At 61.9% G+C, this 24,891-nt stretch carries 24 protein-coding genes and 1 pseudogene; 17 read left to right on the forward strand and 8 right to left on the reverse strand.

The window, feature by feature from the left end:
* Positions 1–38: 38 nt before the first annotated feature.
* Together SPISAL_RS02270 and SPISAL_RS02275 are read left to right on the forward strand one after the other, a co-directional pair.
* On the forward strand, positions 39–896 hold the full coding sequence (locus SPISAL_RS02270) for a DMT family transporter (protein ID WP_016352857.1): 858 nt from the start codon (positions 39–41) through the stop codon (positions 894–896).
* The gene (locus SPISAL_RS02275; RefSeq protein ID WP_016352858.1) at positions 896–3,010 is read left to right on the forward strand and encodes a S9 family peptidase; all 2,115 of its coding nucleotides are present in this window, start codon (positions 896–898) and stop codon (positions 3,008–3,010) included. Before SPISAL_RS02270 ends, SPISAL_RS02275 begins: the two co-directional genes overlap by 1 nt.
* Here the strand turns inward: SPISAL_RS02275 and SPISAL_RS02280 are convergent.
* The 3 genes from SPISAL_RS02280 to SPISAL_RS02290 are packed head-to-tail and all read right to left on the reverse strand — an operon-like array spanning position 3,000 to position 5,038.
* On the reverse strand, positions 3,000–3,530 hold the full coding sequence (locus SPISAL_RS02280; protein ID WP_016352859.1) for a DUF2058 domain-containing protein: 531 nt from the start codon (positions 3,528–3,530) through the stop codon (positions 3,000–3,002). The two genes, SPISAL_RS02275 and SPISAL_RS02280, sit on opposite strands and share 11 nt — an antisense overlap.
* 32 nt (positions 3,531–3,562) lie before the next feature.
* Positions 3,563–4,462, reverse strand: a complete 900-nt coding sequence (locus SPISAL_RS02285) for a DMT family transporter (RefSeq protein ID WP_016352860.1) — start codon at positions 4,460–4,462, stop codon at positions 3,563–3,565.
* 9 nt (positions 4,463–4,471) lie between these two features.
* Positions 4,472–5,038: an SHOCT domain-containing protein gene (locus tag SPISAL_RS02290; RefSeq protein WP_041389150.1), complete on the reverse strand. Its 567-nt coding sequence runs from the start codon at positions 5,036–5,038 to the stop codon at positions 4,472–4,474.
* A 154-nt stretch (positions 5,039–5,192) separates the two neighbouring features.
* Here SPISAL_RS02290 and SPISAL_RS02295 point away from each other — a divergent pair, with 154 nt between their 5' ends.
* The gene (locus SPISAL_RS02295; RefSeq protein WP_016352862.1) at positions 5,193–5,798 is read left to right on the forward strand and encodes a superoxide dismutase; all 606 of its coding nucleotides are present in this window, start codon (positions 5,193–5,195) and stop codon (positions 5,796–5,798) included.
* 61 nt (positions 5,799–5,859) lie between these two features.
* On the opposite strand, the gene SPISAL_RS02300 is transcribed toward SPISAL_RS02295, so the two are convergent.
* Both SPISAL_RS02300 and metH read right to left on the reverse strand, forming a co-directional pair.
* Entirely contained in the window at positions 5,860–6,426 is a 567-nt protein-coding gene (locus SPISAL_RS02300) for an invasion associated locus B family protein (protein WP_016352863.1), read from the reverse strand.
* A gap of 62 nt (positions 6,427–6,488) precedes the next feature.
* Positions 6,489–10,190: pseudogene (gene metH, locus SPISAL_RS02305) on the reverse strand (methionine synthase).
* 103 nt (positions 10,191–10,293) lie between these two features.
* On the opposite strand from metH, the gene SPISAL_RS02310 reads away from it, so the two are divergent.
* Positions 10,294–10,659 carry a hypothetical protein gene (locus tag SPISAL_RS02310; RefSeq protein ID WP_016352864.1) on the forward strand — a complete coding sequence of 122 codons (366 nt, stop codon included), beginning with the start codon at positions 10,294–10,296 and terminating at the stop codon, positions 10,657–10,659.
* A complete protein-coding gene (locus SPISAL_RS02315) occupies positions 10,619–11,452 on the forward strand; it encodes a M48 family metallopeptidase (protein ID WP_245539904.1) in 834 nt (277 codons plus the stop codon). Before SPISAL_RS02310 ends, SPISAL_RS02315 begins: the two co-directional genes overlap by 41 nt.
* Here the strand turns inward: SPISAL_RS02315 and purU are convergent.
* From purU to SPISAL_RS02330, 3 genes are read right to left on the reverse strand one after another with little or no spacing between them, the layout of a single operon-like run.
* A complete protein-coding gene (gene purU / locus SPISAL_RS02320) occupies positions 11,449–12,318 on the reverse strand; it encodes a formyltetrahydrofolate deformylase (RefSeq protein ID WP_144060368.1) in 870 nt (289 codons plus the stop codon). The two genes, SPISAL_RS02315 and purU, sit on opposite strands and share 4 nt — an antisense overlap.
* A gap of 29 nt (positions 12,319–12,347) precedes the next feature.
* Positions 12,348–14,015 carry an energy-dependent translational throttle protein EttA gene (gene ettA, locus SPISAL_RS02325; RefSeq protein ID WP_016352867.1) on the reverse strand — a complete coding sequence of 556 codons (1,668 nt, stop codon included), beginning with the start codon at positions 14,013–14,015 and terminating at the stop codon, positions 12,348–12,350.
* Positions 14,016–14,032: 17 nt separating this feature from the next.
* Positions 14,033–14,908 (reverse strand): helix-turn-helix transcriptional regulator, encoded by an 876-nt coding sequence (locus SPISAL_RS02330; protein ID WP_016352868.1) that lies wholly within the window; start codon positions 14,906–14,908, stop codon positions 14,033–14,035.
* 101 nt (positions 14,909–15,009) lie between these two features.
* Here SPISAL_RS02330 and SPISAL_RS02335 point away from each other — a divergent pair, with 101 nt between their 5' ends.
* From SPISAL_RS02335 to fnr, 12 genes are all read left to right on the forward strand, one after another.
* Positions 15,010–15,708 carry an ABC transporter permease gene (locus SPISAL_RS02335; protein WP_016352869.1) on the forward strand — a complete coding sequence of 233 codons (699 nt, stop codon included), beginning with the start codon at positions 15,010–15,012 and terminating at the stop codon, positions 15,706–15,708.
* The gene (locus tag SPISAL_RS02340) at positions 15,705–16,481 is read left to right on the forward strand and encodes an ATP-binding cassette domain-containing protein (protein WP_016352870.1); all 777 of its coding nucleotides are present in this window, start codon (positions 15,705–15,707) and stop codon (positions 16,479–16,481) included. Before SPISAL_RS02335 ends, SPISAL_RS02340 begins: the two co-directional genes overlap by 4 nt.
* Positions 16,468–17,268 (forward strand): ABC transporter substrate-binding protein, encoded by an 801-nt coding sequence (locus tag SPISAL_RS02345; protein WP_016352871.1) that lies wholly within the window; start codon positions 16,468–16,470, stop codon positions 17,266–17,268. Before SPISAL_RS02340 ends, SPISAL_RS02345 begins: the two co-directional genes overlap by 14 nt.
* Positions 17,269–17,383: 115 nt before the next feature.
* Complete coding sequence (gene glyA / locus SPISAL_RS02350; RefSeq protein WP_016352872.1) at positions 17,384–18,673, forward strand: serine hydroxymethyltransferase; 1,290 nt, start codon at positions 17,384–17,386, stop codon at positions 18,671–18,673.
* 9 nt (positions 18,674–18,682) lie between these two features.
* The gene (gene nrdR / locus SPISAL_RS02355) at positions 18,683–19,168 is read left to right on the forward strand and encodes a transcriptional regulator NrdR (protein WP_016352873.1); all 486 of its coding nucleotides are present in this window, start codon (positions 18,683–18,685) and stop codon (positions 19,166–19,168) included.
* Positions 19,165–20,280: a bifunctional diaminohydroxyphosphoribosylaminopyrimidine deaminase/5-amino-6-(5-phosphoribosylamino)uracil reductase RibD gene (gene ribD, locus SPISAL_RS02360; RefSeq protein WP_041389152.1), complete on the forward strand. Its 1,116-nt coding sequence runs from the start codon at positions 19,165–19,167 to the stop codon at positions 20,278–20,280. Before nrdR ends, ribD begins: the two co-directional genes overlap by 4 nt.
* Positions 20,280–20,939: a riboflavin synthase gene (locus tag SPISAL_RS02365; RefSeq protein ID WP_016352875.1), complete on the forward strand. Its 660-nt coding sequence runs from the start codon at positions 20,280–20,282 to the stop codon at positions 20,937–20,939. The genes ribD and SPISAL_RS02365 overlap by 1 nt, the downstream gene beginning before the upstream one ends.
* 54 nt (positions 20,940–20,993) lie before the next feature.
* Complete coding sequence (ribB, locus tag SPISAL_RS02370) at positions 20,994–22,082, forward strand: 3,4-dihydroxy-2-butanone-4-phosphate synthase (protein WP_051111912.1); 1,089 nt, start codon at positions 20,994–20,996, stop codon at positions 22,080–22,082.
* 76 nt (positions 22,083–22,158) lie between these two features.
* Positions 22,159–22,620: a 6,7-dimethyl-8-ribityllumazine synthase gene (gene ribH / locus SPISAL_RS02375; protein WP_016352877.1), complete on the forward strand. Its 462-nt coding sequence runs from the start codon at positions 22,159–22,161 to the stop codon at positions 22,618–22,620.
* Positions 22,617–23,069: a transcription antitermination factor NusB gene (gene nusB / locus SPISAL_RS02380; RefSeq protein WP_016352878.1), complete on the forward strand. Its 453-nt coding sequence runs from the start codon at positions 22,617–22,619 to the stop codon at positions 23,067–23,069. The genes ribH and nusB overlap by 4 nt, the downstream gene beginning before the upstream one ends.
* 14 nt (positions 23,070–23,083) lie before the next feature.
* Positions 23,084–24,043, forward strand: a complete 960-nt coding sequence (gene thiL / locus SPISAL_RS02385; RefSeq protein ID WP_016352879.1) for a thiamine-phosphate kinase — start codon at positions 23,084–23,086, stop codon at positions 24,041–24,043.
* 64 nt (positions 24,044–24,107) lie between these two features.
* Positions 24,108–24,872 (forward strand): fumarate/nitrate reduction transcriptional regulator Fnr, encoded by a 765-nt coding sequence (gene fnr, locus SPISAL_RS02390; protein ID WP_016352880.1) that lies wholly within the window; start codon positions 24,108–24,110, stop codon positions 24,870–24,872.
* The last annotated feature ends 19 nt before the right edge of the window (positions 24,873–24,891 follow it).

Here is a 24,891-nt window from a genome sequence, read left to right on the forward strand (position 1 = left end):
ACTTGTCAGTTTCGGCGGCAAACCCACTGGGCAGCGGTATGCCTGACCATGCGCGAGGGCTATTAATCGCGCTCGGCGGCGTACTGCTCATCAGCTTTGACGCTCTGCTCGTCCGGCTGGCAGCCGCCCCCCACTGGGATATCATTTTCTGGCGTGGCTGGCTGATCTGCCTGACGTTACTCGCGTGGATGCTGCTGAGCGGCCATCGCTTGCGCCTGCCGCCGGCGGCAGGCGATCGATGGCTGATCCTGGGTGCCGTACTGATGCTCTCGGGTAACACGACGCTCTTTGTCCTGTCGGTGTCCCACACGGCGGCGGCCAACACCGTGGTCATTTTGGCGGCTTCGCCGTTTTTTGCTGCGCTGTTCTCGTGGCTTTTCCTCGAGGAGGCGGTGCCGCTGCGGACCTGGGTGGCCATTCTGGTAGCCGTCTCCGGTGTGTTGATTGTCTTCGGCGGTGGGGTCGGTGGTGCCACGAGTTCGGGCGATTTTTATGCATTGCTGCTGGCGCTTTTCGTGGGCGGTCAGTTGACGATTCTGCGACGCTATCCAACCATCCCACGGTTGCCGTTGATTGCCATCAGCGGGGCGGTTGCCGGGCTGATGGCGCTGCCCTTTGCAACGCCGCTTTCGTTAACGCCGCAGACGTATCTGGTGGTGGGCGTGATGGGGATCGCGCAGATGCCGCTCGCCATGGTGATGATGGCTGTGGCCACTCGCTACTTGCCCTCGCCGGAGGTCAGCCTTTGCTTGCTGCTTGAGACTGTGCTCGGGCCGATCTGGGTGTGGTGGGTCTTAAGCGAGGCGGTCCCGTCGCTCACCCTCATCGGGGGTGGGCTCATTCTGGCAACGGTGGCCGTGCATGCCTGGCTTGCCCTTCGTGAGGAGAAAACGTGATGTCGTCTGCTGCCAACACGTCGATGGCGCCTCCGGTCGCGGCCCGACGGCCTGTTGCGGATGCGCGCCATGGGCAGACCCGGGAGGATCCGTATGCCTGGTTGCGGGATCCGAACTGGCGCGAGGCAATGGCTGACCCGGCGCAACTCGATCCGGCCATTCGCAGCTACCTCACCGCAGAGAACGACTACGCGGCGGCCCAGATGGCGGACACCGAAGCGCTGCAGGCCACGCTGGTGGCCGAGATGCGTGGGCGTATTCGGGAAGATGATCACAGTGTGCCGGCGCCGGACGGGCCCTGGGCCTATTACACCCGCTACCGCACGGGTGGGCAGCATCCACTGTTGTGTCGTCAGCCCCGCGACGGGGGTGAAGAACAGGTGTTGCTGGATGGTGACGCCGAGGCGGAGGGCAGTGCGTATTTTCGCCTCGGGGGTGCGGCGCATAGTCCCGATCATCGTTTTCTGGCTTATGCGCTCGATCGATCCGGGGCGGAGTCGTTCACGCTCCAGATCCGGGATCTGGCCACTGGCGAGACACTGACGGATCGGATTGAACACGGCCGGGGTGATATCGCCTGGGCCAGCGACAGCCGTGCATTCCTCTACACCGTGCATGATGAAGAGCACCGTCCACGGTGGGTTTATTGTCATCGGCTCGGCGACCCCGCTGATGCGGATACGCTGGTTTACACCGAAACGGATCCAGGTTTTTTTCTGGGCGTGGATCGCACGGAAAGCGGTCGCTATCTGCTGATCGACAGCCACGATCATACAACCTCCGAGGTGCGGTATTTACCGGCCGACCAGCCGACCGCTGAGCCGCGGCTCATCGCTGAGCGCGAGGCCGATGTCGAGTACTCGGTGACCGATCACGGCGATGCCTGGCTGATTTTGACGAACGCTGACGGGGCTGAGGATTTCATGATTGCTCGGGCGCCGATTGGAACCCCGAACCGAGAGGCTTGGGCGCCACTGGTCCCCGAGCGATCTGGTCGCCTGATCGAGGGGGTGTTGGTGTTCGAGGACTGGCTTGTGCGCCAGGAGCTGGAGGATGCCGAGTCGCGTATTGTGATCCGCGCTCTCGCCACGGGCGAAGAGCACGTTATCGAGCAGCCCGATCCCTGTGTTGAGGTAGGGCTTGTCCCGGGCATGGAGTACCGCACCCAGACCCTGCGTTTTGCCATGAGCGGGTTTGCCCAGCCCAGTCAGGTCTTCGACTACGATATGGCGACGCGCGAGCGCGTCCTGAAAAAAACCCAAGAGATCCCCTCAGGCCATGATCCTGCGGCCTATGTCACCCGACGGCTGATGGCCACCGCCGCGGATGGCGAGCGGATACCGATCTCGTTGTTCCATCGCGCTGATCTCACGCCGGATGCGACCACACCGCTCCTGCTTTACGGCTATGGGGCATATGGCATCAGCGAGCTGCCGGGCTTTAGCCCGAATCGACGGTCATTGGTGGATCGCGGGTTTGTCTATGCCGTTGCCCATGTTCGGGGTGGGCGCGAGCGCGGTTATCGCTGGTATCGCCAGGGTCGCCAGGCCGCGAAGATGAATACCTTTACCGATTACATTGCCTGCGCCGAGGCTCTGATCGACGCCGGGTACACGGGACCGGGCCGAATTGCCGCCCATGGCGGCAGCGCGGGTGGGATGCTGGTTGGTGCTGTCCTCAATCAGCGCCCCGAGCTTTTTCATGCGGCGCTGGCGGATGTGCCCTTTGTCGACGTCCTCAATACGATGCTGGATCCCAGCCTGCCGTTAACACCGCCGGAGTGGCCGGAATGGGGGAATCCGATTGACGATCCGCAGGCCTACGCTGATATCGCGGCGTACTCCCCGTACGACAATGTCGCGCCGCGGCCTTATCCGCACATGCTGGTGACGGCCGGGGTGTCTGATCCGCGCGTGACGTACTGGGAGCCCGCCAAGTGGGTAGCCCGGCTACGCGCTGAGGGTGAGCCCCCGGGCCAGTTGCTGCTGCGCACTAACATGAGTGCTGGGCATGGTGGCCCGGGTGGGCGGTTTCAGTTTCTTGAAGAAGTCGCGCTGCGCTATGCGTTTCTCTTGAAGGCCTTTGGCCGGGAGGGGCTTGCCCCTACCACATGAGGTCGTCCGGGACCGGGTGATCGGGGTAGTCGTCACTCTCCTCCTCGGCGGGTTTGTCCTCTGCCGTCCAGGCGAGTAGGAACGGCGCATCGGCGCGCAGCCGCTCCACCAGCGTGCCGGGAATCAGTCGGTAGCGCCCGCGGGTGCGGGCGATCGCAAGCTGGCCGGCGGCCAAGGCCTTGCGTTGTGCCGTGCTCACGTTAATGGGGCGGATTCGGCTGTTGTGCTCGAACTGGAAGCGCTCATCGCCATCGTGGGCCACCTCGTTATCCACGACCAGGGCACGAGCCGCTTTCTCGCGAGCCTCCTGCTCACGCGCTTCCTGCTGGTGCCGATTCAGTGTGCGGTCACGTGCGCGACGGTCTGCCTCACGCTGTGCGGCTGCCTGGCTCGCCGCCTCCTGCTCCGTATCGCTCTCACCCTGCCGGCGTTTTTTGCGCTTTTGGCTGCGGGTTTTGCGCACGGACTGCTCGTCAGTCAGTCCGGCCTTCATCAGTTGATCGCGAAGACTGTCAGCCATGTAGGAAGGATAAGCAGCACGAGCCGGGCTGACTACCCCTCGGGCGGCGGAACCGGGCGGGCGCGCTGTACCAGGATAACGCCGACGACCACGACGACGAGCCCGGCAATGGCACTTGGCGCTAACGCCTCGTCAAATAAAAACCATCCCATAACCACCGTCAGCGGCGGGGCGAGATAGAACAGCGAGGCCACCCGGGATGCTGCCCCGTGCTGGATCAGCAGAAATAGCAGACCGATCGCGCCAACGGACAGCACGAGGACCAGCCAGCCAAGCGCAAAAATGAGTTCGCCCGTCCAGGTGATCTGCCCGGTTTCGGTGATCATGGCCAGCGTGCCCAGGACCGCGCCGGTGGCAGCGAACTGCACAGCGCCACCGGTGCGCAGATCAGTCACTGGGCAGAAGCGTTTTTGGTAGAGCGTGCCCAGCGTGATGCCCAGTAATGCCACGGCGGTGCTAGCGAGCGTTGCCGCACTGGCCGTGCCGCCTTGCAGCCGGGAGGAGATGACCAGTGCCACGCCGGCAAATCCCAGCAGCAGCCCGGCCCACTGGGCGCGACTGACCCGTTCGCCCAAGAGCGGGCCGGCCAGCGTTGCAGTGAGTAGGGGCTGCAGGGCCACAAGAATGGCGGTCACGCCGGCGGCCTGGCCACGATCAATTGCCCAGAAAACGCCACCCAGGTAGCAGCCGTGCACTAAAAGGCCCGCAATCGCGGTGTGGGTGATGGCTTGGGGCCCGTTCGGCCAGGGAGCGCGCATGAGGAGGGCGACAACGAGCAGCAGCCCGGTCGCCAGCAACAGGCGCACGGCCAGAAAGGTCAGTGGTTCGATGTACGGGAGCCCGAGCCGGGCGCCGATAAACCCCGTACTCCACAACATCACAAAGGCGCTCGGCAGCGCGAGTGTCCAGGCCCATGCCGGGAGGTTGCGCATCAATGCGCCCTAATAGGGCTCGCTCATGACCCGCTCACGCAGGCGGTCGTATTCTTCCTCGGTGATCAGATCGCGTTCACGGAGCGCTTCAAGTTCCTCGAGCCGAGCGGTCAGGCTGTCGGCACCGCTCGCCGTGTTGCCGTCGGCGCTGCGCGCATTCGCCACATCGGTACGAAAGCCCACGCCGTCAATCCGGTAGTAGTTCTCATCACAAAACCCGCGAGATTCAATGTCGCCGCTACCCCGCACGCGGAGGTAGTCCGCGCCATCGTTAGCCACCTTGATGCGCAGGTCCTCAAGGGCATTTTCGTAGCCGGTCTCAAGACCCTCGTCGCTGGCACAGTTTGCTCGCGCGATCCCCCGTCGCTGACCAGTCTCCCGAGCACCGACTTCAGGGACTTCGGTACTGATTTCCATATTTTCGGCGCGTGTAGCCGCCGTACTTGAATCGGGCTGGGCTGCGAAGATACCCCGAGAACCGTCTCCACCAAGGCTTCCAAGTTCTGGCATGCTGATGCCGCAACCGGCGAGCAAAAAGGTCGTCGTTATGGGGATGAGCCAGGCACGCGCGGCCATGAAATTCTCCGTGACAGGAAACGTTTGACTGCTACAGTATTGCCGATCATCAGTGAACTTGACCAGCCCCGGTGTGGCCAAATCTGGACTGACCGAGTACGGTTTAGCACACTCAACCGAGTGGTTTTCGGACGACAACACCAAGGAGGCCTTCATGGCATTCACATTGCCGGATCTACCGTATGACTACGATGCATTGGATCGCTCCATCGACGCACGCACCATGGAGATTCACCACACAAAGCATCACAACACCTATGTCACCAAGCTCAATGACGCTGTCGGTGGGACTGAGCAGGGCGATAAGCCGCTCGAGGACTTGTTGGTAAGTGTGTCGACGCTGCCGGTCGGCGTGCGCAACAACGGCGGTGGTCATTACAACCACTCGCTGTTCTGGAAGATGCTCTCGCCCAATGGGGGCGGTCAGCCGGATGGGGCGGTTGGTAGCGCGATAGACGCCGCCTTTGGATCGTTTGACAGCTTTCGGGAGACGTTTACCAATGCCGCCCTGGGGCGCTTTGGTTCAGGCTGGGCCTGGCTGATTCACACCCCGGATGGGCTGAAAGTGACCTCCACGCCAAACCAGGACAACCCGATCATGGACGTTGCCCCGGAGCAGGGGACCCCGATTTTGGGCCTTGATGTTTGGGAGCACGCCTATTATCTGCGGTATCAGAATCGCCGCCCGGATTACGTCGAGGCGTTTTGGGATGTCGTGAACTGGGATGAGGTCAACCGCCTGCTGAACGCAGCGAGCTGATTGCGTCCTCCTACCGAACCTGAGCGGGCATCCCACATGAGATGTCCGCTTTTTTTTACCGCTATAACGCCGGGTTGACGTCGTCCAGCGCATCGCTGAACCCCATCAAGGAGAGCGGGAGCTCAACGCCGCGACCCTGCGGGTCGGCAATCGTCAGCGTGACTTCAGTGCCGGCACGCAGCTGCTCGAGAAGATCTGCTTCCAGCTCGATATTGGCCCGGCAACCAGTCTGCAAACACAGCTGGATGGGAAAACGGATGGCCTCATTGTCATCGACCTGAAGCTGGACACCGGGCGGCAGGCGCATGCCCAGCGGCAGATTGAATAACGCAATCGGATTCTCAGCGTCCTGCGGGTAGCCAATCACCGCCTCCAGCACCGTCTGCTGGCTTTCCTGTTCGCTGACTTGCTGATACATCTCGCACAGATCTCCCGCACCGAACGCATCTTCCGGCGCCGGTTGGCAGCGAACAATCCAGTCTTCGTACTCCGCAGTGACTTCAGCCTCCTGGGCCTGGCTCTCAGCCCCAAGGGTTGGCTCTTCCTCCATGCTCTGTTGCGCGGAGACAGAAGCCGTCGCAAGCAGCATGATTACGCCTAAGGCCGCGGCGAAGCCAGCCTGTTTCATGGGTGATTCTCCTAACCCGTGATGGTGAAACGCAGTTTGCCGGAGTTGGTGAGTCATGCAAATCAATCCTCGGCGGGTTCATACCCGAGGTTGGGCGCAAGCCAGCGCTCCACCTCACGAATCGACATCCCCTTGCGGGCGGCGTAGTCCTCAACCTGATCACGATAAATTCGACCCAGGCCGAAATAGCGGCTATCCGGGTGACTGAAATACCAGCCGGAGACAGCCGCGGTCGGATACATCGCCCGACTTTCCGTGAGTTTCAGTCCGATGCGCTCTTCAACTTCGAGCAGGGCCCACAGGCGGTCCTTTTCCGTGTGATCCGGACAGGCGGGATAGCCGGGCGCCGGGCGAATGCCAACATACTGCTCCTCGATGAGCGCCGAGTTTTCCAGTGTCTCATCGGGCTGATAACCCCAGTACTCTCGCCGAACCCGTTGATGCAGCATCTCGGCAAATGCCTCGGCGAGGCGGTCGGCGAGTGCCTTGACCATGATGGCGCTGTAGTCATCGTGGTCGGCCTCGAAGCGGGCAACCGGCTCATCGATGCCGATGCCCGTTGTGACCGCGAATGCACCGATCCAGTCCTTGGCGCCGGTTTGCCGGGGTGCGACGAAATCGGCCAGTGACTGATTCGGTCGGCCATCGGGTTTTTCATTCTGCTGGCGTAGATGGCACAGGGTCATCAGGACCTCGCTGCGGTCTTCGCCAGCGTAAATTTCCGTATCGTCCCCGACCGCATTGGCAGGAAATAGCCCGTACACGCCGCGCGGCGTCAGCCACTGCTCGGCGACCAGCTGCTCGAGCATGTCTCGGGCATCGGCCAGCAGTTTGCGCGCCTCCTCGCCGACAATCTCGTCATCAAGGATTTTCGGATACGACCCGGCTAGCTCCCAGGCGTGGAAGAACGGCGTCCAGTCCATGTACTCGAGCAGCTCATCAAGAGAAGGCGATACCTCATGGACCCCCGGGCAACGGGGTCTGACGGGCTCGTATTCGCTCCACGTGACGGGCGTGCGATTGGCGCGTGCAGTCTCGATATCCAGCCATTTCTGACGTTTCTGGCGGCCAGCATGCTGCTCGCGAACACGCTCATACTCGGTGCGAATGCCAGCCGCAAAGTCCTCATAGCGGGTATCACTGACCAGATTGCTGGCGACACCAACGGCCCGTGAGGCGTCTTTCACATAAATGGTGTCGCCGTCATAGCGCGGCGCGATCTTGACGGCGGTGTGCACCCGTGAGGTCGTCGCGCCACCAATCAGCAGTGGTGTGGTCATGTCCCGACGCTGCATTTCCTTGGCGACGTTGACCATCTCATCGAGTGACGGGGTGATGAGGCCGGACAGGCCGATGACATCCACGTTTTTCTCGAGTGCGGCATCCAGAATCTGATCAGTGGGAACCATCACGCCGAGGTCAGTGACTTCGAAGTTGTTGCACTGGAGGACCACGCCGACGATGTTCTTGCCAATGTCGTGCACATCGCCCTTGACCGTGGCCATCAGAATGCGCCCAGCCGGCTCGTCGTCGGTTCGACCGCTCGCGGCCTTCTCCTCCTCGATGTACGGCAGGAGATAGGCGACCGCCTTTTTCATGACCCGAGCGGACTTGACCACCTGGGGCAGGAACATCTTGCCTTCACCAAACAGGTCACCAACGACGTTCATCCCATCCATCAGTGGGCCTTCGATGACCTCAATGGGGCGGTTGAACTGATGGCGGGCCTCTTCGACATCCTCATCGGTGTAATCGGCGATGCCCTTGACCAGCGCATGCTCCAGGCGCTTCGCCACGGGCTGCTCGCGCCAGGCGAGATCTTCCTCTTTCTTGCGGCCGCCTTGGCCCTTGTAGCGCTCGGCCAGATCGAGCAAGCGTTCGGTGGCATCCTCACGCCGGGCCAGCACCACATCCTCGACGTGCTCGCGCAGTTCTGAGTCGATGTCGTCATACACTTCGAGCTGCCCCGCATTGACGATGGCCATATCGAGGCCTTCGCGAATGGCGTGGTAAAGAAATACCGAGTGCATGGCCTCGCGCACGGCATTATTGCCGCGGAACGAGAACGACAGGTTCGACAGGCCGCCACTGATTTTGGCGTGAGGCAGGTGGGCCTTGATCTAGCGGGTGGCGGCGATGAAGTCGACCGCGTAGCGATCGTGTTCAGCAATCCCCGTCGCCACGGGAAAGATATTGGGGTCAAAAATAATGTCCTCAGCCGGAAAGCCGAGGCGCTCGGTCAGCAGACGATAGGCCCGCTCGCAGATCTCAATGCGGCGCTCATAGGTATCCGCCTGTCCCTGCTCGTCGAAGGCCATGATGACCACGGCAGCGCCATGCCGGCGAAGCTCTGCGGCTTGCGCCAGGAAGGGCGCCTCACCTTCCTTCAGTGAGATGGAGTTCACCACCGACTTGCCCTGGATGCACTTGACCCCGGCAATCATCGCGTCCCATTTCGAGGAGTCGACCATCACGGGAACACGGGCAATGTCGGGCTCCGAGGCCACAAGTTTCATGTAGCTTTCCATGGCCGCCGTGGCATCCAGCATGCCCTCGTCCATGTTGATGTCGATGATTTGCGCGCCGCCGTCCACTTGGTCTCGGGCCACCTCGAGCGCCGTGTCATAGGCTTCTTCCATGATTAGGCGCTTGAAGCGCGCTGAGCCGGTGACATTGGTGCGCTCGCCGATGTTCACGAATAGCGAGTCTGCGCTGATATTGCAGGGCTCAAGGCCAGACAGGCGCATGGCAGGCTCAGGCTCGGGGATGACCCGTGGCGGCAGCCCGTCCACCGCCTGGGCCAGGGCACGGATGTGCTCCGGTGTTGTGCCACAGCAGCCGCCGATGATGTTCACAAATCCGCTCTCCGCGAACTCGCGCATGATGTGTGCCATGAACTCGGCGGAGTGATCATATTCGCCGAATTCGTTCGGCAGCCCCGCGTTGGGGTAAACCGTGACGTAGGTGTCGGCCACCCGGCTGATTTCCTGGACGAACGGGCGCATCAAGTCGGCTCCAAGCGCACAGTTCAGCCCCACGGTGAAGGGTTGGGCATGACGCACGGAGTTCCAGAAGGCCTCAGTGGTCTGTCCGGAGAGCGTCCGGCCGGAGGCGTCGGTGATCGTGCCTGAGATCATCACCGGGAAGCGCTCACCGCGCTCGTCGAATAGTTGCTCCAGGGCATAAATCGCCGCTTTGGCGTTCAGCGTGTCGAAGACAGTCTCGATGAGCAGCAGATCAGCGCCGCCTTCGATCAGGCCCTCGGCCGCCTCACGGTAGGCCGTGACCAGTTCGTCAAAGGTGACATTGCGCTTGCCGGGATCGTTAACGTCGGGCGAGATAGACGCTGTGCGGTTCGTCGGCCCAATGGCGCCGGCGACCAGGCGCGGGTTAGCTGGATCGGCTGCCTCGAATTCGTCACAGGCAGCGCGGGCGAGCCGTGCCGCCTCGACGTTGATCTCCCGGGCCAGGGGCTCGAGCCCGTAATCGGCCTGGGCAATGGTCGTGGCTGAAAAGGTGTTGGTCTCGAGGATATTCGCCCCGGCGGCCAGGTTCTCCCGATGGATCTCGGTAATGATCTCCGGTCGGGTGAGCACCAGCAGGTCGTTGTTGCCGTTGAGATCGCGCGGGTGATCGGCAAAACGGGCCCCTCGGAAATCTGGCTCCTCAAGTTCGTAGGACTGAATCATGGTGCCCATGGCGCAGTCGAGCAGCAGAATCCGCTCGGCCAAGGCTTCTTCCAGGCGCTGAATGCGCTCCGACATCAATCATGCTCCATGAACCGGACTAAACCCCCTATTATACGGATTCTCTGGCTGCACCCCAGCCGCTGTTGGCCTTGAGCGGCACTCAGCCCATAATGATCGAATGAAACGATCAATCGAGTGGTTGCCTGCCTATTTTTTTGCACTCTGGCATTTGCGTCGGCCGCCGCTGGCCGAAGCCGACGCGGATGAGCGCGCGCGCTGGTGCCGGGATCATTGCGGCACATTCGCCGGTCGCTGGTTCGCACTGGGGATTGGTTTGTATCTGCTTTTCACCACCCCGTTTGTGTCCAGCGTGCCGATCGCCATCACTGGGCTGATCGGGATTACCTTCGGCATCTGGCACATTGCCTGGCAGATCATCGCGCAGAAGCGGGCTGGGCCACCCCACATCGAGCCGCCCGTCCCTTTTCCGAGGTCGCATAACGATGATGAGGACAACCCTGAAGACGATCCGCGGGATCACTGAGGCTCGGCGCCTGCTGGCCGCCGTCGTGGTGGCACTGGTTATCTCGGCCTGCGCGACGTCGCCGACCGGGCGTCAGCAGCTTCAACTCTTTCCGGCCTCCCAAATGACCACCATGGGCGCGGATGCCTATGCGCAGCTGCAAGAAAAAGAGCCGGTGATCGAGGACGGCCCTCTGGTCGATTACGTGCAATGCGTGACTGATGCGATCGTGCCCCAAATTCCTGAGGTCTATCGCGACCAGGCCTGGGAGGTCAGCGTGTTCGAGAGCGAGCAGGTCAACGCATTCGCTATGCCTGGCGGCAAGATGGGCGTGTACACCGGGCTGCTGGATGTTGCAGAGAATGCCGACCAGTTGGCTGCGGTGGTGGGTCACGAGATCGCCCATGTTATGGCAGAACACGCCAATGAGCGGATGTCGACTCAGATGGCGACGGTGGTCGGGCTAGGGGCGATTCGGATCGCCGCCGGCGATGACCCCGATCGACAGCGGGCGATGGCAGCCCTTGGGCTGGGCGCTCAGGTGGGGATCATCCTGCCGTTTAGTCGCCTGCATGAATCCGAGGCTGACGAGATCGGCCTCGAGTTGATGGCGAATGCCGGTTTTGATCCACGGGCAAGTGTGGCGCTCTGGCAAAACATGGCCGAAGCCCGCGGTGATGAGCCACCGGAGTTTTTGTCGACCCATCCGTCCAAGAGCCGGCGTATCGATGACCTGCGCGATTGGATGCCCAGGGCACTGTATCTCTACGAGCAGGCACAGGAAGCCGGGCGCCAGCCAAGCTGCACCCCCTAGCCGAAAACGATGGTGCGATTCTGGTAGACGAGCGTCTGGCGCTGGAGATGGGCCCAGATGCCGCGGGCAAGCACGATCTTCTCCAGGTCCTGGCCCTTGCGAATGAGGTCCTGGACGGTGTCCCGGTGGGTAATGTGGGTCACCCCTTGGTCGATGATCGGGCCGGCATCCAGATCCTCTGTAACGTAGTGGCTCGTTGCGCCAATAATCTTGACGCCGCGGGCATGGGCGGCGTGGTAGGGCTTGGCCCCAGCGAATGCCGGCAACGAGGAATGGTGGATGTTGATGATCCGCTCCGGAAAGGCCTGGATGAGCTGTGGGCTGACCACCTGCATGTAGCGCGCTAGCGCCACCAGCTCGATGTCGTGCGCCTGCAATAGCTCAATCTCGCGAGCTTCTTGTTCCGCCTTGGTCTCGGCGGTGATCGGGAAATGGTAATACGGCACCCCGAACTGTTCGGCAACAGGCCGCAAGGTGTCGTGGTTGCTGATGATCAGTGGAATATCGACTCGCCACTCGCCCGATTGCCACCGTGAGAGCAGATCGTAGAGGCAATGGGGGATCTTGGAGACGAAAATGGCCATGCGAATGGGGTTGGGATCGTGATGCAGCTGCCAGCTTGCCTCGAATCCTTTCGCAATGGCCTCGCTGAACGCCTGCTCGAAGGCCTCGGGTGTGAGGGCGAAACCGTCTAACTCCCATTTCACCCGCATGAAGAACACGCCCTCGACTCGGTCGACGTGCTGATCGAGGTCGATGACGTTGGCGCCATGCCGGGCCAGAAAGTCTGTCACCGCAGCCACAACACCTGGCTGATCCGGGCAGTACATAAGCAGGGTAGCCGTGCGCGCGTTATTCATTGTCATGGTGCCCAAATGTTGTGGGGATAAACCTGTTACCCGGCGAGCCGGCGGTACTTGATGCGTTGCGGATTGAGCGCATCGTCGCCCAACCGCTTGCGGCGATCGGCTTCATATTCCTGGTAGTTGCCCTCGAACCAGGTCACCTGGCTGTCGCCCTCGAACGCGAGAATGTGCGTGGCAATACGATCCAGGAACCAGCGGTCATGGGAGATCACCATGGCAGAGCCAGGGAACACCAGCAGGGCCTCTTCCAGGGCGCGCAGCGTCTCGACGTCCAGGTCATTGGTCGGCTCATCAAGCAACAGGAAGTTGCCGCCGCGCTGCAATAACTTGGCGAGATGAACCCGATTGCGCTCACCCCCCGAGAGATCCCCAATCCGCTTTTGCTGATCCTGGCCCTTGAAGTTAAAGCGCCCGACATAGGCGCGGGAGTTCACCTCGTACTTGCCGACCTCGAGAATGTCGTGGCCGCCGGAGATTTCTTCCCAAACTGTTTTGCTGCCATCCAGGTGATCGCGGCTCTGGTCCACGTAGGCCAGATCGACGGTCTCACCGAGGCGAATCGTGCCGCCGTCAGGTTGTTCCTGATCAACGATCATGCGGAACATGGTGGTTTTACCAGCGCCGTTGGCACCGATGATCCCGACAATGCCGCCGGCGGGCAGACTGAACGACAGCCCATCGACGAGCAGGGTGTCACCGAAGCCTTTCTTGACGTCTTCGGCATCGACGACCACGTTGCCGAGCCGTGGGCCCGGTGGGATGTAGATCTCGTTGGTTTCGTTGCGTGCCTGAAATTCCCGGGACTGCAGCTCGTCAAATTGCTTGAGCCGGGCCTTGCTCTTTGACTGTCGCCCCTTGGGATTGGAGCGCACCCATTCGAGCTCGGCCTGCATGGCCTTGCGATGTGCGGCTTGCTCCCGCGCCTCCTGGGCCAGGCGCTTTTCTTTCTGCTCGAGCCAGGATGAGTAATTCCCCTCCCAGGGAATGCCATGCCCCCGGTCGAGCTCCAGAATCCAGCCGGCCACGTTGTCAAGAAAGTAGCGATCATGCGTGACGGCCACGACCGTACCGGGGAACTCGGCAAGGAAACGCTCCAGCCACGCCACGGACTCGGCATCGAGGTGGTTGGTGGGCTCATCAAGCAGGAGCATGTCCGGGTTGGAGAGCAGTAGCCGACACAGCGCCACGCGTCGTTTCTCGCCGCCCGAGAGTTTCGTGACGTCGGCATCCCAGGCCGGCAACCGCAGGGCTTCGGCCGCCTGGTCGAGTTTGCGCTCGAGGTCCCAGGCATCGGCAGCATCAATCTTGTCTTGTAACTTGCCCTGTTCGGCCATTAGGGCGTCAAAGTCGGCGTCAGGGTCTGCGAACTGCGCCGATATCTCGTTGAACTGATCGATGAGGGCTTTTGTCTCGGCCACACCCTCTTCGACGTTGCCCCGAACATCCTTGCTCGAATCCAGCTCAGGCTCCTGGGGCAGGTAGCCAATCTGGATGCCGGCCTGGGGCCGTGCTTCGCCTTCAATCTCGGTATCCAGCCCCGCCATGATGCGCAGCAATGTCGATTTACCCGAGCCATTGAGGCCCAGTACGCCGATTTTGGCGCCCGGGAAAAACGACAGGGAGATATCCTTGAGGATGTGCTTTTTCGGGGGGACAACCTTGCCGACCCGATTCATTGTGTAGATGTATTGTGCCATGACGTCAGTTTACCTTCTCAGGCGTTGAACAGCACCTTGCCGCACTCGCTGAGGTCGTAGCCCCGCATGCCCGCGGCATAGTCACGGAACCGATCGGTGTGGGTGAACGCAATCAATCGCTGCATTGGGGGTTCAAAGTAGTCGCGGCGTTTCATCGCCAGATCTAGCGGCTCGTCAATCAGTGGTATGAAATCGAGTCCATGACGCCGCGCCGCGGCCTCGATCGCCAGTCCACAGTCTGCCTGTCCACTGCTGATCTCAATGGCCACGGCATCCTCATCAAGCGCGATATGCCCGGGGCGTGGTGATGGCGGGAGGTGCAGGCCGGCGCGGTCCATGAGGTATAGCAGCAGCGCCTGTGCGCCGGCTCCGGGCTGGCGCTGACAGATGCATAAGTCGGTTCGCTTTAGATCCTCAATGCCGCGGATGCCCAGGGGATTGCCGGCAGGCAGCACCAGGCCCTGTGTCCGCCGCGCCCAGCGCACCATCACCAGGTCCCGCATGCCACCTAGGCGGCAGTGGGCCGGGTCGTTGAATTGCCCGGTGCGCGAATTGATGGTGTGAATACCCGCGACTTGTGCGCGGCCATCCAGCAATCGAACCACACCATCCCCGCTGCCGTTGCATAGCTGGGCCAGATCCGTGCCCGCCTCGCGCAGCGCCCAATCCAGCAGCGGGTCAGAGCTGCCGGCATAGACCGGCGGGGTATTGGCCGTGCCGGCCTGATCGCCTTCAAGATGCTGCATCACCCACAGATCGATCGCCTGGCGCGGGAACACTAATTTGCCCGTGACTCGGGCATAGGGGATCTCGCCCTGACTAACCAGGTCGTAAATTTTGCGCTCTTTTAACCGCAGATATTCCGCTACCTCGGCCGTTGTCAGTAAATCCATACTGTTTTCTTGTGCATATTCTTGCAGCGATTACCAGCGTCTCTATTAACTGACGTCATGATACCTAGACTATGCGCTCTAGAGGAGGAGTTCGTATTCCAATGTCCGAGGCATTCGCGAGCGCTTTTGCATTGATTCTCTCCGGCGATGCCGAATTGCTCGGCATTGTCGGTCTGTCATTGCGCGTCAGTCTCTCGGCAGTTTTCTTTGCCAGCCTGCTGGCGCTGCCGGTGGGCGCGGCCGTTGCCCTGTTCTATTTCCCGGGGCGCAACGGGGTGATTGTGGTGTTGAATGCCCTTATGGGGTTGCCACCGGTGGTGGCCGGCTTGATCGTGTACCTGCTGCTCTCCCGTGCTGGCCCGCTTGGGTCAATGGGGTTGCTATTCACCCCAACGGCCATGGTCATTGTCCAGAGCCTTTTGATTTTCCCCATCGTCGCGGCGCTCACCCGGCAGATCGTCAGTGATCTCTGGGAGGAGTACCGCGATCAGCTCACCTCACTTGGGGCCAGCCGGCCGCGTGCCATTCCAACCCTGCTCTGGGATGGCCGATTCAGCCTGATTACGGCATTGCTTGCCGGTTTTGGCCGCGCTGTTGCTGAGGTCGGGGCGGTGTTGATCGTTGGTGGCAATATCGCCGGCGTCACCCGCGTGATGACAACCGCCATCGCGCTTGAGACCAACAAGGGCAACCTCACCTTGGCGCTCGCATTGGGGGCGATCCTCATGCTGCTCACCCTGATGATCAATTGGCTTGCTTATGGGCTGGGTGAATTCTCCCGCAGGCGGTACGGGGCATGAGCGCGATGTCAACGACGCTGCCGCTGTCCCTGCGCAATGTGATGCTGGAGCGCCAAGGCCGACGGCTTCTGGGGCCGATTAATCTAGATCTTGATCGTGAAGGCCGCACGGTCATTCTGGGGCCGAATGGTGCCGGCAAGAGCCTGTTGCTGCGGCTATGCCACGGGTTGCTGTCGCCGACACTGGGGGAGGTGAGCTGTGCGGCGGCGGGCGCACCGACTCGCTCGGAAGTCCGGCGCCGCCAGGCGATGGTGTTCCAAAGGCCAGCGCTTTTGCGTCGCTCGGCGCTTGCGAATGTCACTTATGCGCTGAATCTTCTTGGTGTTCGCGGCGCGGATGCGCGGTCTCAGGCGATGAAGGCCCTCGATCTGGTGGGGCTCGCTGCGTTGGCTGATCGCTCGGCGCGGGTGCTCTCAGGTGGCGAGCAGCAGCGTCTTGCCCTTGCCCGCGCCTGGGTGCTGCAGCCAGAGATCTTATTTTTGGACGAGCCCACTTCGGCCCTGGACCCAGGTACCACACAGTCCATTGAGTCCGCCATCAATCGGTTCGCGGACCACGGCACCAAAATCGTCATGGTCACGCACAACCTCGGCCAGGCGCGTCGTATGGCCGATCACTGCCTGTTTCTGGCTGGTGGGCGCATTGTCGAGAGTGCGCTGGCTTCAACTTTCCTTGCGCAGCCGGCCACCCCCGCGGCGGCGCATTTTCTGGCTGGAGAACAGGGGGCTTTTCTGCAGGGGCAAGATGATGTTCAAGGCTATGATTCGATTTAGCACTGCTGCACTGATCGCATTGTCATTAACCTTTGCCGTCAGCGCCCAGGAGCGTGGATTCATCACCATTGCCTCGACCACCTCAACAGAAAACTCGGGTCTGTTTGAAGACATTCTGCCGCAGTTCACCGAGTCCACCGGTATTGAAGTACGGGTGGTGGCTGTCGGTACAGGTCAGGCCTTGCGCATCGGCTGCAATGGCGATGCGGATGCGGTTCTGGTGCATGCGCCAGCGGCTGAGCGGAAGTTCATCGAAGATGGCTGTGGTGTTGATCGCCGCGAGATAATGTACAACGACTTCATCGTCATTGGCCCTGGCAGTGATCCCGCCGGTATACAGGGGGCTGAGACGGCGGTCGAGGCATTCCAGATTATTGCTGATGCCGAGGCGCCTTTTGCCTCACGCGGTGACGACAGCGGTACGCACAAAAAGGAGTTGGCCGTCTGGGCGGAGGCTGGTATTGAGCCGGCCGGCCGCTGGTATCGTGAGCTTGGCTCGGGCATGGGGGCAGCACTGAACACCGCCGCTGGTATGGATGCCTACATTATGGCCGACCGCGGTACCTGGATCAGCTTTGATAACCGCCAGAATCTGGAGATTCTGGTAGAGGGTGATCCGGTGTTGTTCAATCAATACGGCAGTGTGCTGGTGAACCCCGCTAATCATGACGTCAAGCATGATTTGGCTCAGGAGTGGCATAACTGGCTGACGTCTGGTGAGGGTCAAACAGCCATTGGTGCGTATCGGTTGCGTGGCCAGCAGTTATTCAGTCCATCAGCGGAATAAGTGGGTAGTCTGTCGGACAGAATCTCCCAGAAGTCGCTCTCAGGCGCATGCATGAGCGGGGCGAATCCTTTACCATGGGAGACATTCGCCCATCCCGACTGAGTGAGGAAAAGGCATGTATTCCAGCACCATGACCGTGGCCGGATTTGATCCAGAGCTTGCTGACGCCATCGAGCACGAGAAGCGCCGTCAGGAGCTGCACATTGAGCTGATTGCATCGGAGAACTACGCCAGTCCGCGGGTGCTGGAGATGCAGGGCAGCGTGCTGACGAACAAATATGCGGAAGGTTACTCCGGCAAGCGCTATTACGGGGGCTGCGAGTTCGTTGATCAAGCCGAAGAGTTGGCCATCGAACGGGCCAAGGCCCTGTTCGGGGCGGACTACGCCAATGTCCAGCCGCACTCCGGGTCCGGCGCCAATCTGGCCGTGTTCATGGCTCTTGCCAGTCCCGGCGATACGCTGCTCGGCCTGAGTCTCGATCACGGTGGGCATTTGACCCACGGCGCCAAACCGAACTTCTCTGGCAAGCTCTATAACGCGGTGCAGTACGGCCTGGACGAGCGCACCGGCGAGATCGATTACGCCCAGGTGGAACGGCTGGCCCATGAGCACAAGCCCAAGATCATCGTTGCCGGTTTCTCGGCTTATTCCCGGGTGATTCACTGGTCGCGATTCCGGGCGATCGCGGATGCGGTCGGCGCCTGGCTGGTCGCGGATATGGCGCATGTTGCGGGGCCAGTGGCTGCGGGTGTCTACCCAAGCCCGGTGCCCTACGCGGATGTGGTGACTACCACGACGCACAAGAGCCTGCGCGGGCCCCGGGGCGGGCTCATCCTTGCGCGCGAAAACCCCGAGGTCACCAAGAAGCTGCAATCGCTTATTTTCCCGGGTACCCAGGGTGGCCCGCTGATGCACGTGGTCGCGGCGAAGGCCATCGCCTTCCGCGAGGCGCAGGATCCGGAATTCCAGGTCTACCAGGAGAAGGTCATCGCCAATGCGCGGGCGATGGCGAACACCGTCATGGAGCGTGGCTACGATGTCGTCTCCGGCGGCACCGACAATCATTTGTTCCTGATGGATCTCGTGAAGCAGGGCCTCACGGGCAAGGCCGCCGATGCGGCGCTCGAAGACTCTCATATCACGGTCAACAAGAACACCGTTCCCAACGACCCGCAGTCGCCCTTTGTGACGTCGGGTCTGCGAATCGGTACACCGGCCATTACCACCCGCGGATTCGGGGAACAGGAGAGCCGGCAGCTCGCCAACTGGATCTGTGACGTTCTGGATAATATCGATGACGAGACAGTGCGCGCCCGTGTGCGAGATCAGGTCACTAATATCTGTCGCCGGTTCCCGGTTTACGAGTCGCTGCAGCCACCGGTCGTCGAGGCCCTTCAGGGCTGACCCGGGCGAATGCGGTGTCCGTTCTGTCACACCCACGACACGCGGGTTGTAGACTCCCGGCTAGCGGCTGAGGGCGATCAGGTTCGCCGTCGGCGCGAGTGTGTGGGCTGTAACGAGCGGTTCACCACTTACGAATCGGCCGAGCTGGTTATGCCGCGCGTCGTCAAGCGCGATGGCACGCGCGTGCTCTTCGATGATCTGCGCTTGCGCAACGGCATGTTGCGCGCCCTCGAGAAACGCCCCGTCGCGACCGAGGCGGTCGATGCGGCGCTGTCCAAAATTCGCCAGCGCATCCAGGCGTTTGGCGACGGTGAGGTCCCTGCCAGCCAGATCGGGCAGTGGGTGATGGAAGAGCTTCGGGAGCTCGACCAGGTGGCCTACGTACGGTTTGCTTCCGTCTATCGGAGTTTTGAAGACGTCAGCGCCTTTCGGGAAGTGATCGAGGGCCTGGAGCACCGTGAACCAACCGTAAGCGATGAAAGCGATCGTTCGTGAGCGGATTCAGCGCGAGTGATCATGACTGGATGGCCCGGGCTCTACGCCTCGCTCAATATGGGCAGGCGACCTGTGACCCTAATCCTCGTGTCGGTTGTGTACTGGTCCGCGATGGCGAATGCGTTGGCGAGGCGTGGCATGCCCGAGCTGGCGATCCCCATGCGGAAATCCTGGCGTTGCGTGCAGCGGGCAGCGCCGCGTCTGGTGCAACCGCGTACGTCACACTTGAGCCCTGTAGCCATTACGGCCGCACACCGCCCTGCGCCGATGCATTAATCGAGGCCGGTATCGCCCGGGTGGTGACCGCTTCGACCGACCCCAATCCACGCGTTTCGGGTCGCGGCCTTGATCGGTTGCGTGAGGCAGGGGTCGCGGTGACGGACGGGTTGATGGCCGCGCAAAGTGAGCGCTTGAACCCCGGTTTTTTCCGGCGGATGCGGGCCGGCTTGCCCTATGTGCGCGCGAAGGTGGCTGCGAGCCTGGATGGTCGCACGGCCATGGCCTCGGGCGAGAGTCGCTGGATTACTGGCGCAGCGGCCCGACGGGATGTTCATCGACTGCGGGCACTGAGCAGCGCCGTTGTGACCGGGGTGGATACGGTGATCGCCGATGACCCGCAGCTAACGGTTCGAGATTGGGATGAAGCTTTTCTTCCACCGCGACGAGTGGTCATTGATTCCCAGCTCCGCATGCCCACTGAGTCTGGCCTTTTGGCCGACGAGCAAGGCGTGGTGGTCATCCACGGCGGGACGATGCCGGCCCGCGAACCTGATCTGGTGCGGTCAGGTGCGGAACTCTGGCAGGTCGCGCTGACCGAAGAAGGGCATGTCGGCCCGGTAGCGGCGCTCGAGGCGCTCGCAGGTGTCGAGGTCAATGAGGTGCTGGTTGAGGCGGGCCCGCGGTTAGTGGGGGCGTGGATTCAGGCTGGGGTGGTCGATGAACTCATCGTCTACCTTGCCCCCCATCTGATGGGCCATGAGGGTAATCCCATGCTCACACTGCCCGGTCTCGATACCATGGACGACCGGTTAGGGCTGGAGACACTGGACATCCGCCAGTTTGGTGATGATCTGCGACTGACGTTTCGCGTGGGTGAGCGTAAGGAGGACTAATGTTTACGGGAATCATCCAGGCCATGGGGCGATTGCGCGAATCGCGTCAGATGGGGGAAGACCGGCGTCTGCGTATCGATACCGACGGACTGGACATGACCGCCGTCCGTATCGGCGACAGCATCGCGGTCAATGGGTGTTGCCTAACCGCCATCGAGGTGGATGAACAGGGCTTTGCCGCGGATGTCTCCATCGAGTCACTGACCCGCACCACCCTCGGGAGGTTGTCACCCGGCGATACCCTGAACCTGGAGCCTGCCCTGACGCTCGCGACGCCGCTGGGCGGGCACTTGGTGAGTGGCCATGTGGACGGCGTTGGAGAGGTCGTGCTGCGAGAACCGGCTGGACGCTCTGAGCACTGGCGCTTTCGGGCACCACCGGACATCGCGCATTACATCGCCACCAAGGGCTCGATCGCGATTGAAGGCATCAGCCTCACGGTTAACGCCGTCGAAGCGGCAACGTTCGACGTCAATATCGTGCCGCACACGGCGGCGGTCACCACATTTGGTGACTATCAGGCCGGCCAGCCGGTCAATCTGGAAGTCGATCTGGTGGCCCGGTATCTCGAGCGGCTTCTGCAGGGTAGCGAAATAGCAGGGCAGGGCGGCGTCAGTGAGGCGCTGCTCAAGCGCAGTGGGTTTATGGGAGAGCGCTAGGTGAGCGGCTTCAATCAGATCGAGGACATCGTCGAGGACCTGCGCGAGGGGCGCATGGTCCTCATGCTGGATGATGAGGACCGAGAGAATGAGGGCGATCTCGTCATGGCGGCCTCCATGGTCCGGCCAGACGATATCAACTTCATGGCCCGGTACGGGCGCGGATTGATCTGCCTCACCCTCACGCGGGCGCGCTGCGAGCAGCTCAGGCTACCCTTGATGGTCAGCGGCTCCGGCGACCACCAGGGCACCCGATTCACGCTTAGTATCGAGGCAGCGCGGGGGGTGACGACCGGGATCTCTGCTGCTGATCGGGCCCGCACGGTACAGACCGCCGTGGCGCCCCAAGCGGCACCGGAGGACCTTTTGCAGCCAGGCCACGTCTTCCCGTTGATGGCACAGCCCGGGGGTGTGCTGACCCGGGCCGGGCATACGGAAGCGGGCTGTGACCTGGCCCGTCTGGCTGGGTTTGAGCCGGCCGCGGTCATTGTTGAAGTGTTGAACGAGGACGGGACCATGGCCCGTCGGGATGATCTGCTGGATTTTGCCCGCGCCCATGATCTCAAGATCGGTACAGTCGCTGATCTGATTGCCTATCGTATTCGCAATGAGCGCACGGTTGAGCGGGTGGGCGATTGTGAGCTGCCCACCGAGCACGGCCTGTTCCATTTGTATGCCTACCAGGACACGGTGGACGGTGCCCTGCACTTTGCCTTGCTTCGGGGGCAGACCGATCCGGAGACACCCGCACTGGTCCGCGTGCAAATCGAAAACACGCTGGCTGATCTGTTCGGCGCGACGGCACCGGATCAGACTTGGTCGCTGCGGGAGTCGCTGGCCGAGATCGCCGAGAGCGAGAGTGAGCCGGTCTGCCTGGTGATGCTTCGCCGCGCCGATGACCGCCCGGAGGTCATGGCCCGCATGCGCGAATTCCAGGTGCTGGCGCAAAGCGGCGAGCTGACGCCCGAGCCGCGCGAGACCAATCAGCAGGCTGAAGATTTGCGCACTTATGGGGTGGGTGCGCAGATCCTCACCGACCTCGGCATACGCCGCATGCGGGTTCTCTCAGCCCCGAAAATCATGGTGGGTCTGTCCGGATTCGGCATGGAAGTCGTCGACTACGTGCAGTCGGGCGCAGAGTAGCGCGACGCCGCTGGTTCCAACTTTCGGCGGTGCGGTTTACCCTTGCGCTGAACAACGAACGGAAAATGGACCGACCATGAAGACCCTTGAAGGCGATTTTACCGCCACCGATGTCCGTATTGCGCTGATCGCAACGCGGTTTAATGCGTTTATCGTCGACTCATTGGTGGGCGGTGCACGGGATACGCTTTGCCGCCATGGCGTGGCTGATGAGTCCCTTACTCTGATTCGCGCGCCTGGGGCCTGGGAGTTGCCACTGGTGGCGAGCCGGGTCGCGGCCACGGGCGATTATGACGGCATCGTCGCGCTCGGTTGCGTCATTCGCGGCGGTACACCGCATTTTGAATATGTGGCTGGCGAGTGTGCCAAGGGCATTGGCCAGGCCAGCACCCAGCACGGGTTACCGATTGCCTTTGGTGTACTAACCACCGATACCATCGAACAGGCCATCGAGCGGGCCGGGACCAAAGCAGGGAACAAGGGCGGTGAGGCCGCTATGTCCCTGCTCGAGATGATTAGTCTCCTGCGTCGGCTGTGAATGCCCGTGAGGCCAATCGGGCCCGGGCGCGGGCCCGCCGGCGGGTACTCCAGGCACTTTACCAATGGCAGATGACCGGGCAGGCGCCTGAGGAAATCGAGCGGCAATTCCTGGGTGAGCACCGGCTGGGCAGGATGGACCTGGCGTATTTTTCCGAGGTTTTCTCTGGCGTCACGGCACAAGCCGACGCGATGGACGCCCTGTTTGATCCGTTCCTCGATCGGCCTGCCCGGACGCTGGACCCGGTAGAGCACGCCCTCCTGCGGCTTGGCAGCTATGAGCTACAGGAGCGGCTGGAAGTGCCCTATCGCGTGTGTCTTGACCAGGCGGTGGAGCTCGCCAAACAGTTCGGCGCCGAACAGAGTCATCGCTACATTAACGGTGTACTCGACCGAGTGGGCCGGACATTGCCCCTGCGCAAGGCCGAGCTGGCCGCGCCCAAGCGCTAAGGAGACGGGCTCGGATGGCGGGCTGCTCGGAGTTCACCCTCATTGGTCGCTATTTGACGGGGCTTGGTGCAGCCCGCGCGGACGTCACACTGGGCGTTGGTGATGACGCGGCCATCCTGCAAAGCCCGGCGGACCCCTGGTTGCTGTCGGCGCTCGATACGCTTATCGAAGACGTTCACTTCCCGGGCGACATGCCCGCCGAAGCCGTCGGTTATCGGGCCTTGGCCGTGAATCTGAGTGATATTGCTGCGATGGGTGGCCAGCCTCGTTGGGCTGTGGTGGGGCTGACATTGCCCGCCATGGATGAGGACTGGGTTGCGGGCTTTGCGCGAGGGCTCGACGCCATTGCGCAAACCCATGAAGTCGCGGTTGTTGGGGGCGATGTCACCCGGGGGCCCCGTGCAGTGAGTGTGCAGATCGCCGGCACGAGCGCCCTACCGCCTATTCGGCGCGACACGGCGTGTGCCGGCGATGATGTCTGGGTCTCTGGCCGGCTGGGCGAGGCGGCTGGCGGTCTCGCGGTCTGGCAGGCGGGCCAGCAAGGCGAGCCTCGCTGGGCTGGGCTGGTTGACGCCTTTCTCCGACCGGTGCCTCGTTTGTGTTTGGGACAGGCGCTGCAAGGTATCGCCCACGCCGCCATTGACGTCTCTGATGGCTTGCTGGCTGATGCGGGCCACATTGCGAGTCAGAGTGGCGTCGCCATTGATTTGGCACGCGCAGCGCTTCGGCCGTCTGCACGCCTTCAGGCCTTCGGCGGCACGGCGCAGGCCACGGCCTGGTTATGCAGTGGAGGCGATGATTATGCGCTGTGTTTTACCGCGCCGGTGACAGCCCGCAGCACGGTGGCCCAAGCCGCTCAGAATGCGCGAACGCCGGTGCGACGCATCGGGCAAGTCCGGCACGGCCACGGCGTCCTTTTGGATGGCGTCGCTGTGGGGGGTGCCCACACCGGTTATCGTCACTTCGAGCGCTGAGTGTCAGTGGAGTCATCTGCCCGGCTCGTGGTAATTTGAATTGAGCAAATGAGTGGGGGACCCAATGACAACCGGCGGCGTTCAGATCGGCAAACTGCAGCAGGCGTGTTCGCACTGTGGTCTGAATCAGCTGTGCCTCCCGATGTCGCTGAACGAAGCCGATATTCGTCAGCTTGATGAGATTGTCGAGCGTCGGCGGCCGCTGGAACGAGGTGCGCACTTGTATCGGTTCGGTGAGCGTTTTTCCGCGATTTACGCCGTGCGCTCTGGGTCGTTAAAAACCTATACCTCCACCGAAGAGGGTGAAGAGCAGGTGACCGGTTTTCACCTGCCCGGGGAGCTCGTCGGTCTGGATGCGATCAATAGCTGGGAGCATCCCTGCTCGGCTCGGGCGCTCGAGACCACGAGTGTGTGCGTTTTGCCCTTCGAGCAGCTTGAGAACCTGGCGGGGCATATACCCGGACTCCAGCGCCAGCTCCTGCGGCTAATGTCTCGCGAGATTTTTGCCGACCAGCAGATGCTTTTTGCCATGGCTCGGCGTAGCGCTGAAGAGCGGCTGGCGATGCTGTTGTTGAGTTTTTCCAACCGTTTTGAGCGCCGCGGTCTATCGCCGACTCGATTCCGGCTTTCAATGGCCCGCAGTGAGTTGGGTAACTATCTGGGGTTGGCCCCCGAGACCATGAGTCGGCTGTTTCGGCGGTTTTCCGATCAGGGTTGGCTCAAAGCCGAGGGCCGGGAGATTTCCCTGCTTGATCTGCCTGCCCTGCGGGCGTTGGCGGGCCAGTCCGAAGACGAAGCACCCTGCGAGGGGCCTGCTGCGCTTCGCTAATAACCGCGCGAACCCACCC

Origin of the sequence: Spiribacter salinus M19-40, assembly GCF_000319575.2 — a bacterium.
Classification (GTDB): Bacteria; Pseudomonadota; Gammaproteobacteria; order Nitrococcales; family Nitrococcaceae; genus Spiribacter; species Spiribacter salinus.